The organism is Clostridium aestuarii, assembly GCF_026735135.1.
Lineage (GTDB): Bacteria > Bacillota > Clostridia > Clostridiales > Clostridiaceae > Clostridium_H > Clostridium_H aestuarii.
Window position 1 is genome coordinate 160,303 of sequence record NZ_JAPQER010000004.1, and the last position, 13,612, is coordinate 173,914.

Below are 13,612 nucleotides of genomic sequence, written 5' to 3' on the forward strand. Positions count from 1 at the left end.
GTGTTGTATTTTGTATAGTAAAATTATTAGTATTGAAATTAAACTAACAGTTTAAATAAATTAAAAAAAGGAAAGGGTGGAAATATGAAGTTTTTATTTGCATCAATCATAGGTGCATGTATAGGTTATGTAACAAATTGGCTAGCTATTAAAATGTTATTTCGTCCTTATACAGAAAAAAGGATTTTAGGTATAAAAGTACCTTTTACACCAGGACTTATTCCAAAAGAAAAAGATAGAATGGCTAAAAGTGTAGGAGCGGCTATAGGAAATCATCTTTTAACAAAAGAAACTATGGTTAAATACTTGAGTGACAATGGTATGAATGAAAAATTTAAAAGTTGGTCGCAGAACAAAGTTATAGAAATAATTCAAAGTGGAATTTCAATAGGAGAAGGTATAAAAAATATATTAGGACAAAAATATGAAGATTTTATAAGTTTCATAAAAATAAAATTAACAAAATTAATTATATTGCATATAAGAAAAGAAAAATTTAAAGAAGAAGTAGAAAATATAGTAATAGATACATTGAAAAAGGAGCTTTCAAAAAATCCAAATAGTATTTTACAAAGTGATTTTTATAAAGAAATAAAGCAAAATTTAATAGAACAAGCTAATGCATATAAAAATTCAGAAGAATTTAATATTGCAATACAAAAAATTATTAAAAATAAGCTTTCAGAAATAGAAAATATAGATAAAAATTTAGAAGATGTAATACCAATCAGCTTCATAAGTACGGTTAAAGTTTATGTATATAATAAGAATTATTATATTGCTATGGCTATAAAAGATATGCTTCAAGATGAAAATGGTAAACAAAAGATTAAAGAAATAATTACAAATGCAATAAGTACTAATATTAGTCCTATGATAGCAATGTTTTTAAACGCAGATACTATTTACGATAAGATTTCAGAAATATTAGGAGAATATTTAGATAAAGAAGACAATCAAAGAGAGATTGCACTTTTTATAAATGGAATTATAGATAAACTTCTTAAAAATAAAGTTTCAGATGTTTTATCAAATGTTTCAGAAGAAGGAAAGAAAAGAAATATAAAAGTATTAAGTGATGCAATAGTTAACAAAATAATAGGTGATAAACTTATAAATGATTTAGTTTGTACATTAGAGGACAAAATTGCAAATAATGAATCTATAGAAAATATTCTTTTAGCAATGAATATAAATTCTGAAAAGTTAATAGGCAATTTTGTAAGAAATAAAATAGAATATTTTATTGGAAGTAAAGAAATAGAAGCGAAGACAGAAGAATACGTTGATTTCTATGTAGATAAGATTGCTAATATAAAAATAGAAAGAATTTCAAAGGAAAATGAAAATAAAATATCAAAATTTGTATCAGATATATCAGAAAATATGTTTGAAAGATTTATAGATAATAATGCGGGAGAAGTTATAGAAGCTTTAGAAATTAATAAAATAGTAGAGGAGAAGATAAATTCCTTTGAGGTTGCATTTGCAGAAGAATTAATAATTGAAATTGCAAGTAAGGAATTAAGTGCAATAACATGGCTTGGAGCACTGCTAGGTTCTATAATAGGACTTTTGTCTCCAATTTTGGGAAGTCTTTAATTTGTTAAAGTAAAGTTATGGAGGTAATAAAATGATTTTTGATTCACATGCACATTATGATGATGAAAGTTTCAATGAAGATAGAGAACAGGTTATAAAAGAACTTAAGAAAAATGGGATAGTGGGAGTTTTAAATTGTGGATCTTCACTTCAAGGAGCGAGAGATTCGGTAAAATTTGCAGAGAAAAATGATTTCTTCTATGCAGCAGTAGGAATACATCCTGAAAATGCATATGAATTTACTGATGAGGCTTTAAAGGAAATAGAAGAACTAGTTAAAAATGATAAGGTTAGAGCAGTAGGGGAAATTGGACTTGATTATTATTGGAAAGAAAATCCACCAAAGGAAGTTCAAAAAGCTGTATTTAGAAGGCAAATGAAACTTGCTAAAGAACTTGATTTACCAGTTGTTATACATGATAGAGAAGCACATGGAGAAACATTGGAAATAATGAAAGAATTTCCAGAGGTTAGTGGAGTAGTTCATTGCTTTTCAGGAAGTGTTGAGTTTGCGACAGAATGTTTGAAGCTAGGATATTATATAGGTATTACAGGAGTTATAACTTTCAAAAATTCTAAAAAAATAGTAGAAGTAGCAAAGGAAGTTCCCATAGATAGAATATTAGTAGAAACAGATTGTCCATATATGGCACCAACACCACATAGAGGAAAAAGAAATAGATCAGAATATATAAAATATATAATACAAAGAATATCTGAAATAAAAGAAATTTCAGAGGAAGAAGTGGAGTGTAAAACTGTTCAAAATATTAAAAACTTGCTAAAAATATAGTTAAGGTGTAAAATAACTATAAATCTATTTACAAAATAAGGAAAACGAATAACTTATTTTGTTATAGATGAATAAAATTTATATCTCCTGGTAAAAATACTACATAAGTTAAAATTTATAATCATAAAATATTTATTGTAAGTTTTATCTGATGTCTACTGTGTCGAATACTTTAGATATTGCCAGCAGTGGGTTAAGTAGTGGGATGACCTTAGATAAAGGCTTCTTAGCTTCAGTTGGAGTAAAAACTTTACCTGAAGATTAGAATGCTATTTATTCGAAGGATAATTATGCAAAATGTGCATTTAATTTACACACTTAAAAAGGACAAAAGCGAGTAATTTGACGAAAAAACTCATACAGTGTATAATGATTGAGTCACTTTTGTCGAGGAGGTTTTTTTATGTTTTTTAAAAGTAAAGACGACATAAATGACTACTTTTCGAACGGACCGAAAGTATTTTTCATAGCCATGCTGTTAGTTATGTGTATTATAACAGGTATATATGGTATGGAAAAAAATATTAATATTGTTATTGATGGAAAGGAAATGTGTGTAATAACATACAGGAGTACAGTAAATGACATATTAAAAAATAGTAATATAGCGTTAGGTCCCAAGGATGTAGTAGAGCCAAGCTTAAAGAGTAGGATAAAATCAGGAGATACGATAAAAATAGAGAAAGCTATTGATATTGAACTGCAAATGGATGGAAAAACACAGACAGTTGCAACTACTGCAGATAACGTTGGAGAAATGTTAAAAGCAGAAGGAATTACGTTAGGACAAGAAGACAGGGTACAACCATTAAGAGAAGAAGAAATAAAAGATGGACTTAAAATAATGGTTACTAGAGTAAATACAACAATGGAAAAGAAAGTACAGTCTATTGAATTCTCTACAGAGATAAAAAAAGATGGTAATTTAAACCAAGGTGTTAAAAAAATTATAAAAGAAGGAACAGAAGGACAAAAAGAGATTATAGAAAAAATAGTATATGAAAATGGAAAAGAAGTGACAAGAGAAGTAGTGGAAGAAAAAATAACAAAGCAGCCTACTAATAAAGTAGTTGCTATGGGAACCTTAAATACTTTAAATCTCTCTCGTGGTAGTATAAATTATACAAAGAAAATAAGAATGAGAGCTACTGCGTATACAGCTAGTTTTAAGGATACAGGTAAAAGACCTGGAGATAAATATTTTGCAATCACTGCTTCTGGTACTAAGGTTAAAAGAAATCCTAATGGTTACAGCACTGTTGCTGTTGATCCTAGAGTTATTCCACTTGGAACAAAAGTATATGTTGAAGGTTATGGCTATGCGATTGCGGAGGATACAGGTGGAGCTATTAAAGGAAACCGAATAGATTTATATTTTAATACGGATAGAGACGTTGATAAATTCGGAGTAAGATATTTAAATGTATATGTAACTAAGTAAAAGAGCGGTTAACGCTCTTATTTTTTTTGTTTGAAGTACAAAAGTAATCTTGACAGGATAACTTACTTAGTTAAAAATAGAAAGAGAATATAAGAAAAGTGCGTAGCACTTTTCAGTTGAGAGTTGAAATAAAGATATTATTGGAGGCTTTTATTGATATGATGATAAAAGAAGTTATTGTAGTAGAAGGAAGAGACGATATAACAGCTGTTAAGAGAGCAGTGGATGCTGAAATTATTGCTGTTGGAGGATTTGGAATTAATAAAAAGGTAATAGATAGGATAAAAGAAGCTCAAAAAAGACAAGGAGTAATTGTTTTTACTGATCCTGATTTTGCAGGCGAAAAGATAAGAAGAATTATTTCTAAAAGAGTCAAGGGGATAAAACATGCGTATATAAGTAAGCAAGAAGGACTTAAGGATGATGATATAGGTGTTGAAAATGCTTCTCCAGAAACTATAAAAAAAGCATTAAAGAATGCCAAATGTGAAGTTAAAGAAAAAAGAAACGTATTCAATGTTCAGGATTTATATTTTTTTAAGCTTACAGTGAACGAAGAAGCTAAAATAAGAAGAGAAGCATTAGGAAAAGAATTAAGAATAGGTTATTGTAATTCTGCACAATTTATAACTAGACTAAATAATTATGGAATTAGTAAAGAAGAGTTTATGAAAGCGATCAATAAGGTCAATAAGGAGATAGAAGATGGAAAAACTGATAACTAAAGAACTTGTAAAAAAATATAATTTTAAATTCAATAAAAACTTAGGTCAAAATTTTTTAATAGATAATAATGTGTTAGATAATATAATTGAAGGTTCAGAAGTTTCAAAGGATGACTTTGTAATAGAAATTGGACCAGGGGTAGGTACGCTTACAAGGGAATTATTAAATAAAGCGAAAAAAGTATGTGCTGTTGAATTAGATTCAGAACTTATACCTATTCTGCAAAATGAATTAAAGGAATTTGATAATTTTCAGCTTATACATAAAGATGCTTTAAAAATTGATTTTAATGAAATAATTGGAGATGAAAAACATATTAAAGTAATAGCAAATTTACCTTATTATGTTACTACTCCAATAATTGCAAAAATACTTAATGAAGGTTATAATTTTGATTCTTTAACAATAATGATTCAAAAGGAAGTTGCAGAAAGAATAGATTCAGAACCTGACTGTAAAGAATATGGTGCGCTTTCTGTACTTGTACAATACTATTGTGACACCAAAATAATAATGAATGTTCCACCTTCTGCATTTATACCTCAACCTAAGGTTAATTCTATAGTTATAAGACTAGATAAACTAGATAAACCTAGAGTTGAAGTAAAGGATAAACAATTATTTTTTAAGATAGTAAGACAGTCTTTTAATATGAGAAGGAAAACTTTAAGAAATGCAATAAAAAGTTTGAAAGTTATGGATTTGGAAACAATGGAAAAAGCTTTTAATGATGCTGGCATAGATCCTAGAAGAAGAGGGGAAACTTTATCACTTCAGGAATTTGCAAATTTAACAGATAGTATTTATAAGTTTATATAGGAATTAGCCTATGTCTTTGAATTTTTAAAGACATAGGCTTTAATTATTTAGTGTATTTATATATATATAAATTTTATAATTATTGACTTTAAATTTATATCTGTAAAAAAATAGGTCATTTTTCGAAAATATAGCATATATTAGAATGAGGAATAAGTTTACTTGGAGGGAGAAATAGTGGCATCTAAAAGAGACTATAGTAGGTACTTTATTATATTACAAGAAGATGAAAAAGGATATTCAATAGATAGTAATAGGTTTCCAACAGGATATGCGAAAATTGAAAAGAAAAGTAACAAATGTAAGGTGTCTTATTATGTTCAAAACTTGAAAAAAGATAAGGAACCTTACTATATGGTATTAATATGCAGTAAGAAGAGCGAAAAGAAATTAATAAAATTAGGAGAAATGAATATAGACGAATATGGAAGGACAGAAATATCATATGAATATCAAATAAACAATATAGCTAATATTGGTATATCTGTTGATAAAATAAAAGGGGCTTGTGTTGTTAAAGTTAAAGAATCAACTGTGCATTCTGTATTAGTTGGGTTTGTAAGTGGAGTTAAAATTGATAATTGGGCAAAATATCCATTAATTGAAGGTAAGCAGCAGAGAAATACAGATGAAAATGAAGAAGTAGATGAAAAGAAAGAATCTATTGTAAATACAAGTAAACTTAAAGTTGAAAAAGATGAAGAAGTTAAAAACAGAGAAAACATAAAATCTAAAGTTAGAGATGATATAAAAATTCAGAAGGATTACAACATAGAAAATAATAATATAGTAAAAGATAAAGAAACAAAAATAGAAGAAATTAAAAATAAAGATGATATAAAAAATAAAACGAGAGAAAGTGAAACAAATAATAGTAAAAACGTAAAAAATAGTAATAATAATGATGTAAAAAATAGTAATGATAATGATGTAAAAAATAGTAATGATAATGATGTAAATGGTAAAAAAGAAGAAAATAGAATATTTGAAGAATATGAAAAGAACATAGAAGAGATTAAGAACATAAATAATGAAGCTGAATCCTTGGATAATACAAATCATATTTTAGAGGATGATACTTTTGTATCTGACACGGATAATGAATCTTATAATAGAAGTGTGGATTATACTCCAATAAATAGAAATTATCCAACAGGAACAGAAGGAAAGTTCTTCAAAAAAATAGCAGAAGGACTTGAAGAAGTTGAAGATATATGTCCTGAAGTAGGAAGTTGCAAATGGTATAAAGTACATCTAAGAGATTTACAAAATATGAACTGTGTTTCAGATAAGAATAAGTATACAATAATTTATTATCCTATGGCATGCTATTATCCATATATTATGAGACATGGACATTATATTGTAGGTTATAAATATGATACTGATGGAAAAATGAAGTATTTAGTATACGGAGTACCTGGAACAAAATCTATTGAGGATCAACCATTTAGGGGTATGACAGGATTTGTAACATGGGCTTGTGCAGAAGAAGAGGATGATGAAAAAAATAGTTTAGGATATTGGTTAATGTTTTATGACTTCAAAAACTCAAGGATTATGATTCCGATAAAGAAAAACTAACTGCTATTCTAGCAGTTAGTTTTAATATTTTTGATTTATGTTCATATAGTATCATAAAAGAATATGGAGGGGATTTATGAATATTGTAATAATAAATAAAAGAAAACTCCAAGTTATTTTTATAGTTTTTGTATTAATGATAGTGCTATTTGGAATAGGACAAACATTAAAAGATCATTTAAAATCTGTGAGTTTTGTTCAAAACAATGTAAAAGCTTTAACTGAATACGAAGCTTTAGATGGAGTACTAAAATATAAGATGCCATCTGAATGGGTTACAAAACAGCAAAAATTTCCTGGAAAGGAAATAATATATCATAATGATTTTCAATCTGAAGATTTAGTCATAAATGGTTTTGTTCAAATTTGGAATTTTAATAGAGATTTAAAAGAGTTTTTAGTAAATAGTAAAGAAGTATCACAAAAACAAAATAAAATCAAAGATTATAAGATGAATAATATTAAAATTAATAACAAAGATGGGTATTTAGTTAAATATGTTATTACTTCAAACAAAGTAGATTATACAAGCTATGAATATTTTATAAAAAATAATGGTCAATTTATTAGATTTTCCTTTTTTGTTAAAAGTAAAAATTTTAAAGAGAATATGACAGCTATGTTTGAAAGTATAGTTAAAACAATAACTTTAAATTAAAGATTTAAAGTATGTTGTTTGTATATATTGATTTAGGTCTTTTAAAGTATTATAATTTTATACAGAGTATATAAAAAAGAAGCCTAGTGCTTCTTTTTTTATGGAGGTAAAATATATGAAACCTGTTCTGTTTGAATTATTTGGAATGAAAATTTATGGGTATGGGACAATGATAGCTATTGGTATTATATGTGCTTTTCTACTTTTGAATGCTAGAAGTAAAAAAAGAGGATATGATGATGAAAGCATATTAAATATGACAGTGATTACAATAATATCCGGAATTTTAGGAGCAAAACTTTTATACATAATAACGGATATAAAAATCATAATAAAGAATCCTTTAATATTGAAGGATTTTGGAAGTGGATTTGTAATATACGGCGGTATAATAGGTGGAATCTTAGCAGTCATTACGTATTGTAGGATAAAAAGATGGAATGTGTTAAGGGTATTTGACTTAGCAATACCAAGTGTACCTCTTGCACAAGGCTTTGGAAGAATAGGATGCTTTTTAGCAGGATGTTGTTATGGAAAAGAAACTACACTGCCTATTGGAGTTGAATTTACCAATTCATTATTTGCTCCTTGTGGAGTAAAGTTGCACCCAACTCAACTGTATTCATCTGTGTTTGATTTTGGTTTAGCATTATTTTTATTATGGTATGGTAAAAAGGAAAAAGAAGATGGAAAGCTCTTTTCTATGTATATTATAATTTATAGTATAGGAAGATTTTTAGTAGAAGTTTTTAGAAATGATCCTAGAGGAAATGTAGGAATATTTTCGACATCTCAATTTATTGCTATATTTACATTAGTTATTGGAATCATGCTTTATAATATAAGAAAGTTTAAGAGTGTAAAATAAAAAAGGTGTTCAATAAGAGTTATAAGCCTAGGGGGTAAGGGCGTGAGTAAAAAATTTAAAATATTATTTATAGTATTTATGTTTATATTTAGTAATTTATTAACTGGATGTAGTAAATTAGATAATATTAAAGTGAAACTAGGTATGAAAAACAAAGATTTTGAGTACATAAAAGAAGGAAAGATAAATAAGGTAATTATACAAAATGTAAGAGATAAAGGATTTACATTTATAGTTACAGATAAAAGTTCAATTAAGGAGTTATATGATATTTTATCAGAAGCTAAAGAGGTTGAAAATAAAATTACATTAGAATCAGATTACGTTTTAGAATTTCAAGAGAGTCATCATGAAGTCCATAAATTTAATTATATTGCAGGGCTTGATAAAACTGATGCTGGAAATCTTTATGGTGATGATAAAATATATATTGTTTCTAAAAGACTTGATGATGATATTATGAAGAATTTTTGGAATATAAGAAGACCTAAGGAATTTAAAGATGTTTATTATAAATCTATTATTATGGCACTAAAAGAATATAGAAAAAGCTTAAACGGAAATGAAAAAATAGGTATAGATATGGACGACCAATATGCGTCAAAATTTATTTTAACTATGGATTTAGAAGAATTTAAAGAAGGTTTAAGTAGTAATGAAGAAATAATAAGGGATGATAATACAAATAAATATGATGTTATTATGAATATAACTACTGAAGGATATAAGTCAGAGATTTATAAATGTATAATTACTTTTTACTATAAGCAAGACAAAAAAGAGACAAAGTATTATTTTACTAATAAATATGATGAAGATATAGGGGCATGGCAGTTTACATTAAGTGTAGATAAAAAACCGGAAAATTTTTAAAATTGTTTTTGGCATTTGATAAAAATAATTATAGTGATATAATGTTAAGGGTGTAATATGAATTTTGGATTTAGGAGGAATTAAAATGAGTAATTGTGATACTTGCCCAAGTAATGGAACATGTAACGAACAAAACTGTTCAAAAGCGTTCCCTAAATATGGGAATATAAATAAAATTATAGGTGTTATAAGCGGAAAAGGTGGAGTTGGTAAATCAACAGTTACAGGTATACTTGCTGCTCAACTTGCTAAAGCTGGATATAAAGTTGGAGTTTTAGATGGAGATATAACAGGTCCTTCAATGCCTAGAGTTCTAGGAATAAATGAAAAAAGAGCTCAGATTCTTAAAATGGAAGATAATGAAGAACAAGTAAAATTTATTCCTGTTGAAACTGAAGGCGGAATAAAGGTAATTTCATTGAATTTATTAACTGAACAGGAAGAACAACCAGTTATATGGAGAGGTCCTTTGATTACAGGAGTCTTAAATCAGATGTATGCTGATACTGAATGGGGAGAATTAGATTATCTTTTAATAGATATGCCTCCAGGAACAGGAGACGTTGCATTAACAATAATGCAGACTGTACCATTAACAGGAATGGTCGTAGTTTCTACTCCTCAAGATATGGTTTCAATGATAGTTAAAAAAGTAGTTATTATGATAGAAAAAATGAATGTTAATTTATTAGGTGTAGTAGAAAACATGTCTTATGTAAAATGTGAAAAATGTGGTGATAAACTAAGAATATTTAGTAAGAAATCCGGTAAGGAACATGCAGAATACTTAGGAATACCACTACTTGCAGAAATGCCTATAAATTTAGATATGGTTGAAAGTTTAGAAAACGGTAAAATGGAAAGCTTTATAAAAGAATCAAAGGAATATGAAGAATTATTAAATAATTTTATTAATACATTACAATAACATATAAAAAATCGCTTTTTAAATTCAAGAAGCGATTTTTTAATGCATATATTTTAAACTAATATTATTAGAAGGCAAGGTGGGATTTATGAAAAAAAATAGTGAATTGGATTGGCTAGAAGAATATGTCTTATTAGGCAGTGCAATTAAATGGATTATATTATCTATATTTGTAGGAGTTACTGTAGGAACTGCTACAGCACTATTTATTAAAGTTGTTAATATAGGAGTAAGTTATACTTCAAAATGGACGAATTATTACTTGTTAATACCGTTAGCTTTTATGTTAAGTAGTTTCTTAGTTTTTAAATTAGCACCAGATGCAGAAGGACATGGTACAGAAAAGGCAATAGAAGCTATACACAAAAAAGCTGGAAGAATGGACATAAAAGTAATTCCAGTAAAATTAATAACAACATTTATAACTATTATTTTTGGTGGTTCAGTTGGAGAAGAAGGACCAGCTACACAAATAGGTGCAGGGATAGCATCTTTTTTTGCGGGTATTTTAAAAATGGATGATATGGACAGAAAAAGATTTGCAGTCTGCGGTATAAGTGCTGGGTTCGTAGGAGTTTTTGGTGCTCCAATAGGAGCAGCTGCCTTTGCTTCAGAAGTTTTATATATAGGAAGATTTTCATATATATCATTATTACCTTCTTTTTTAGCTTCATTTGTAAGTTATTATATAGGACAATATTTAGGAACAAAACCCCTTATGTATTCTGTGTATTTTACAAAAAAAGCTCCAACAACTATGTTCTTGAAAATGATTATATTTGGAATTTTTATAGGAATAATTGCTAATATATTCATTGCAGTAGTAAATTGGATTGAAGAGTTCTTTAAAAATTTAAAAGCACCTAGGTTATTAAAACCAATAATTGGAGGATGCATGGTATTATTAATTACGTTTATAACTAAGTCTACAGATTATTTAGGAATAGGAGAGTCATTTATAGAAAAGTCAATTGCAGGAGATAATGTAAGTGGAATTGCTTTTTTAGCTAAAATGTTTACTACTTCTTTTACGCTAGGAAGTGGCGGAAGTGGAGGTATACTTACCCCAATGTTATATATAGGAGCGACAGCGGGAAGTGCATGGAGTTCACTTATTCATGCTAGTGCATCTTTTTATGCAGCCGTTGGAATGGTAACATTTTTAGCTGCTTGTGCGAATACTCCACTTGCAGGAATAATAATAGCTACTGAACTTTTTGGCGCTCAAGTTGGAACTTATGCAGCAATTGTGACTGTCATTAGTTATTTAATTGTGGGACATAGAAGTATATATCCAACACAGGTTATATCTACAGTTAAAAGTCCTTCGATTGATTTAGCTACAGATTGTGAGATAAATAAGATAAGGAAAATTAAGTTTAATGCTAAATATAAACCTATGAAAAAGTTTATTAATAATCATTTAAAGTAAAATTAGTGAAAACATAAAAATATGCAGTTTATTTATAAATATTTGTAAATGAACTGCATATTTTTATGTTTTTTTATTTTAAATAGGATATTAAGTCAATTTCAGGCAAATAATATGCTGATTCAAGACTAAAGTTGAATATATCTGATTAAGGGGTTATAATTAACGTATGCTTACAATTAATATAGTATAAAGGGGGATGATCGTGAATAAAAAAAATAAAAATGGAATCCATAATACTTTATTTCATTGGCAAAATTTCCGAATGCATCTAATTGCAGAAGGTATTATAGTTGGTTTAATGTCAGGATTACTAGTAGTACTGTATAGATTTTCAGTAGAAAAAATAAGTGATGCAATGAAATATGGTTATTCTGTGATTCATAATAAAGTATGGAGTATTTATGTTTTGTTTACATTATTGATAGTAGCTGGATATATAGTGGGCAAAATGATAAAAAAAGAGTCCATGATTAAAGGAAGTGGAATACCTCAAGTAGAAGGTATGCTTCTTAGAAAACTAGATATGAATTGGTTTAAGGTAATAGTTAACAAATTTATTGGCGGGGTCCTATGTTTAACAGCAGGCTTATCTTTAGGAAGAGAAGGTCCGTCTATACAAATGGGAGCGGCTATAGGACAAGGGTTTAGTAGAATTTTTAAAAGAGTAAAGATAGAAGAAAAGTTTCTTATAACAAGTGGAGCAAGTGCAGGGTTAGCAGCAGCTTTCAATGCACCTTTAGCGGGAGTTATTTTTGCATTAGAAGAGATTCATAAGAATTTTTCCCCTCTGATTTTACTTTCTGCTATGTCTGCATCTCTTACAGCAGATTTTGTATCAAAGCAATTTTTTGGATTAAAACCAGTCTTCGATTTTTACAATCCACCTGTTTTACCACTTAAATATTATATATATTTAATACTGTTAGGAATTATTATAGGAATTTTTGGAGTCGCTTTTAATAGAACGTTGATAAAAACTCAAGATATTTTTCAATGCCAAGCATGGCTACCGGTGGAGTTTAGACCTGTTATACCATTTATAATAGCAGGGGTTTTATGGGTAACTGCTCCTATGTTATTAGGTGGCGGACATGAATTAATTATGGAATTGGTACATGCGAAATTTTCCATAAAGGTATTATTGATTTTTTTGATAATTAAATTTTTCTTTACTATGATAAGTTATGGATCAGGAGTTCCAGGAGGAATATTTTTACCTTTGTTAGTTATAGGGGCACTTACTGGAGATATATATGGAATGGCATTAGTAAAAGTATTTAATATTGATTCACAGTATATTATGAATTTCATGATTTTAGCTATGGCTGGTTACCTTACTGCTATTGTTAAAGCGCCTATTACAGGAAGTATCTTAATTACTGAAATGACAGGATCTTTTCATCATTTGCTACCATTAACAATTGTTTCTATAACAGCTTATGTGATAACAGATATATTAAAATCGGAACCTATTTATGAAAGTTTATTGGAACGATTTATAAAAAACAAGGGAAAAGATGAGTTTATAGGAGACAGTAAGCAAAAAATTATTATGGAATATGTTGTAACATTAGGATCCATAATAGAAGGAAAGCAAATAAAAGATTTAAGATGGCCAGATAGATGTTTATTAGTAGGGATTAGAAGAGGACAAAAAGAGCTTATACCTAAAGGAAATACTAGGATTTATGCAGGAGATTATATTATTGTATTAGCTGATGAAGATAAAGCATCATACACAGGAGATATAATTAACAAAATGACTACAAAATGTATAATATAAAACTGAAATGAAATTATAACAAAATGGATAGTTTATTTATAAATTAATTATTAAAAATAAACTATCTGTTTTTTATGATTGATAGGATGAATTTACTCAAAT

12 protein-coding genes are annotated in these 13,612 nt (G+C 27.9%); all 12 read left to right on the forward strand.

Annotated features, from left to right (window positions below):
- The first annotated feature begins 84 nt into the window (after positions 1-84).
- The 12 genes from OW763_RS11240 (at position 85) to OW763_RS11295 (ending at position 13,510) form a co-directional block, all read left to right on the forward strand.
- Positions 85-1,602: a DUF445 family protein gene (locus OW763_RS11240; protein WP_268041238.1), complete on the forward strand. Its 1,518-nt coding sequence runs from the start codon at positions 85-87 to the stop codon at positions 1,600-1,602.
- Positions 1,603-1,633: 31 nt separating this feature from the next.
- Positions 1,634-2,395, forward strand: a complete 762-nt coding sequence (locus OW763_RS11245; protein WP_268041239.1) for a TatD family hydrolase — start codon at positions 1,634-1,636, stop codon at positions 2,393-2,395.
- Between the two features lie 403 nt (positions 2,396-2,798).
- Positions 2,799-3,836 carry a ubiquitin-like domain-containing protein gene (locus tag OW763_RS11250; RefSeq protein ID WP_268041240.1) on the forward strand — a complete coding sequence of 346 codons (1,038 nt, stop codon included), beginning with the start codon at positions 2,799-2,801 and terminating at the stop codon, positions 3,834-3,836.
- A gap of 161 nt (positions 3,837-3,997) precedes the next feature.
- The gene (gene rnmV / locus OW763_RS11255; RefSeq protein ID WP_268041343.1) at positions 3,998-4,561 is read left to right on the forward strand and encodes a ribonuclease M5; all 564 of its coding nucleotides are present in this window, start codon (positions 3,998-4,000) and stop codon (positions 4,559-4,561) included.
- On the forward strand, positions 4,542-5,381 hold the full coding sequence (rsmA, locus tag OW763_RS11260) for a 16S rRNA (adenine(1518)-N(6)/adenine(1519)-N(6))-dimethyltransferase RsmA (protein WP_268041241.1): 840 nt from the start codon (positions 4,542-4,544) through the stop codon (positions 5,379-5,381). Before rnmV ends, rsmA begins: the two co-directional genes overlap by 20 nt.
- Positions 5,382-5,558: 177 nt before the next feature.
- The gene (locus OW763_RS11265) at positions 5,559-6,965 is read left to right on the forward strand and encodes a hypothetical protein (RefSeq protein WP_268041242.1); all 1,407 of its coding nucleotides are present in this window, start codon (positions 5,559-5,561) and stop codon (positions 6,963-6,965) included.
- A gap of 76 nt (positions 6,966-7,041) precedes the next feature.
- Positions 7,042-7,623, forward strand: a complete 582-nt coding sequence (locus tag OW763_RS11270) for a hypothetical protein (RefSeq protein ID WP_268041243.1) — start codon at positions 7,042-7,044, stop codon at positions 7,621-7,623.
- 115 nt (positions 7,624-7,738) lie between these two features.
- Complete coding sequence (locus OW763_RS11275; protein WP_268041244.1) at positions 7,739-8,491, forward strand: prolipoprotein diacylglyceryl transferase; 753 nt, start codon at positions 7,739-7,741, stop codon at positions 8,489-8,491.
- A 42-nt stretch (positions 8,492-8,533) separates the two neighbouring features.
- Positions 8,534-9,364, forward strand: coding sequence for a YhfM domain-containing protein (locus tag OW763_RS11280; RefSeq protein ID WP_268041245.1), 831 nt, complete (start codon positions 8,534-8,536; stop codon positions 9,362-9,364).
- Positions 9,365-9,449: 85 nt separating this feature from the next.
- Entirely contained in the window at positions 9,450-10,292 is an 843-nt protein-coding gene (locus OW763_RS11285; protein WP_268041246.1) for an Mrp/NBP35 family ATP-binding protein, read from the forward strand.
- 88 nt (positions 10,293-10,380) lie between these two features.
- A complete protein-coding gene (locus OW763_RS11290) occupies positions 10,381-11,724 on the forward strand; it encodes a chloride channel protein (protein WP_268041247.1) in 1,344 nt (447 codons plus the stop codon).
- 205 nt (positions 11,725-11,929) lie between these two features.
- Positions 11,930-13,510 (forward strand): ClC family H(+)/Cl(-) exchange transporter, encoded by a 1,581-nt coding sequence (locus tag OW763_RS11295; RefSeq protein WP_268041248.1) that lies wholly within the window; start codon positions 11,930-11,932, stop codon positions 13,508-13,510.
- The last annotated feature ends 102 nt before the right edge of the window (positions 13,511-13,612 follow it).

Excerpts from the sequence above, each read along its gene's own strand:
- OW763_RS11240 (WP_268041238.1), top strand. The coding sequence starts at position 85 with ATGAAGTTTTTATTTGCATCAATCATAGGTGCATGTATAGGTTATGTA.
- OW763_RS11245 (WP_268041239.1), top strand. The coding sequence starts at position 1,634 with ATGATTTTTGATTCACATGCACATTATGATGATGAAAGTTTCAATGAA.
- OW763_RS11250 (WP_268041240.1), top strand. The coding sequence starts at position 2,799 with ATGTTTTTTAAAAGTAAAGACGACATAAATGACTACTTTTCGAACGGA.
- rnmV (WP_268041343.1), top strand. The coding sequence starts at position 3,998 with ATGATAAAAGAAGTTATTGTAGTAGAAGGAAGAGACGATATAACAGCT.
- rsmA (WP_268041241.1), top strand. The coding sequence starts at position 4,542 with ATGGAAAAACTGATAACTAAAGAACTTGTAAAAAAATATAATTTTAAA.
- OW763_RS11270 (WP_268041243.1), top strand. The coding sequence starts at position 7,042 with ATGAATATTGTAATAATAAATAAAAGAAAACTCCAAGTTATTTTTATA.
- OW763_RS11275 (WP_268041244.1), top strand. The coding sequence starts at position 7,739 with ATGAAACCTGTTCTGTTTGAATTATTTGGAATGAAAATTTATGGGTAT.
- OW763_RS11285 (WP_268041246.1), top strand. The coding sequence starts at position 9,450 with ATGAGTAATTGTGATACTTGCCCAAGTAATGGAACATGTAACGAACAA.
- OW763_RS11290 (WP_268041247.1), top strand. The coding sequence starts at position 10,381 with ATGAAAAAAAATAGTGAATTGGATTGGCTAGAAGAATATGTCTTATTA.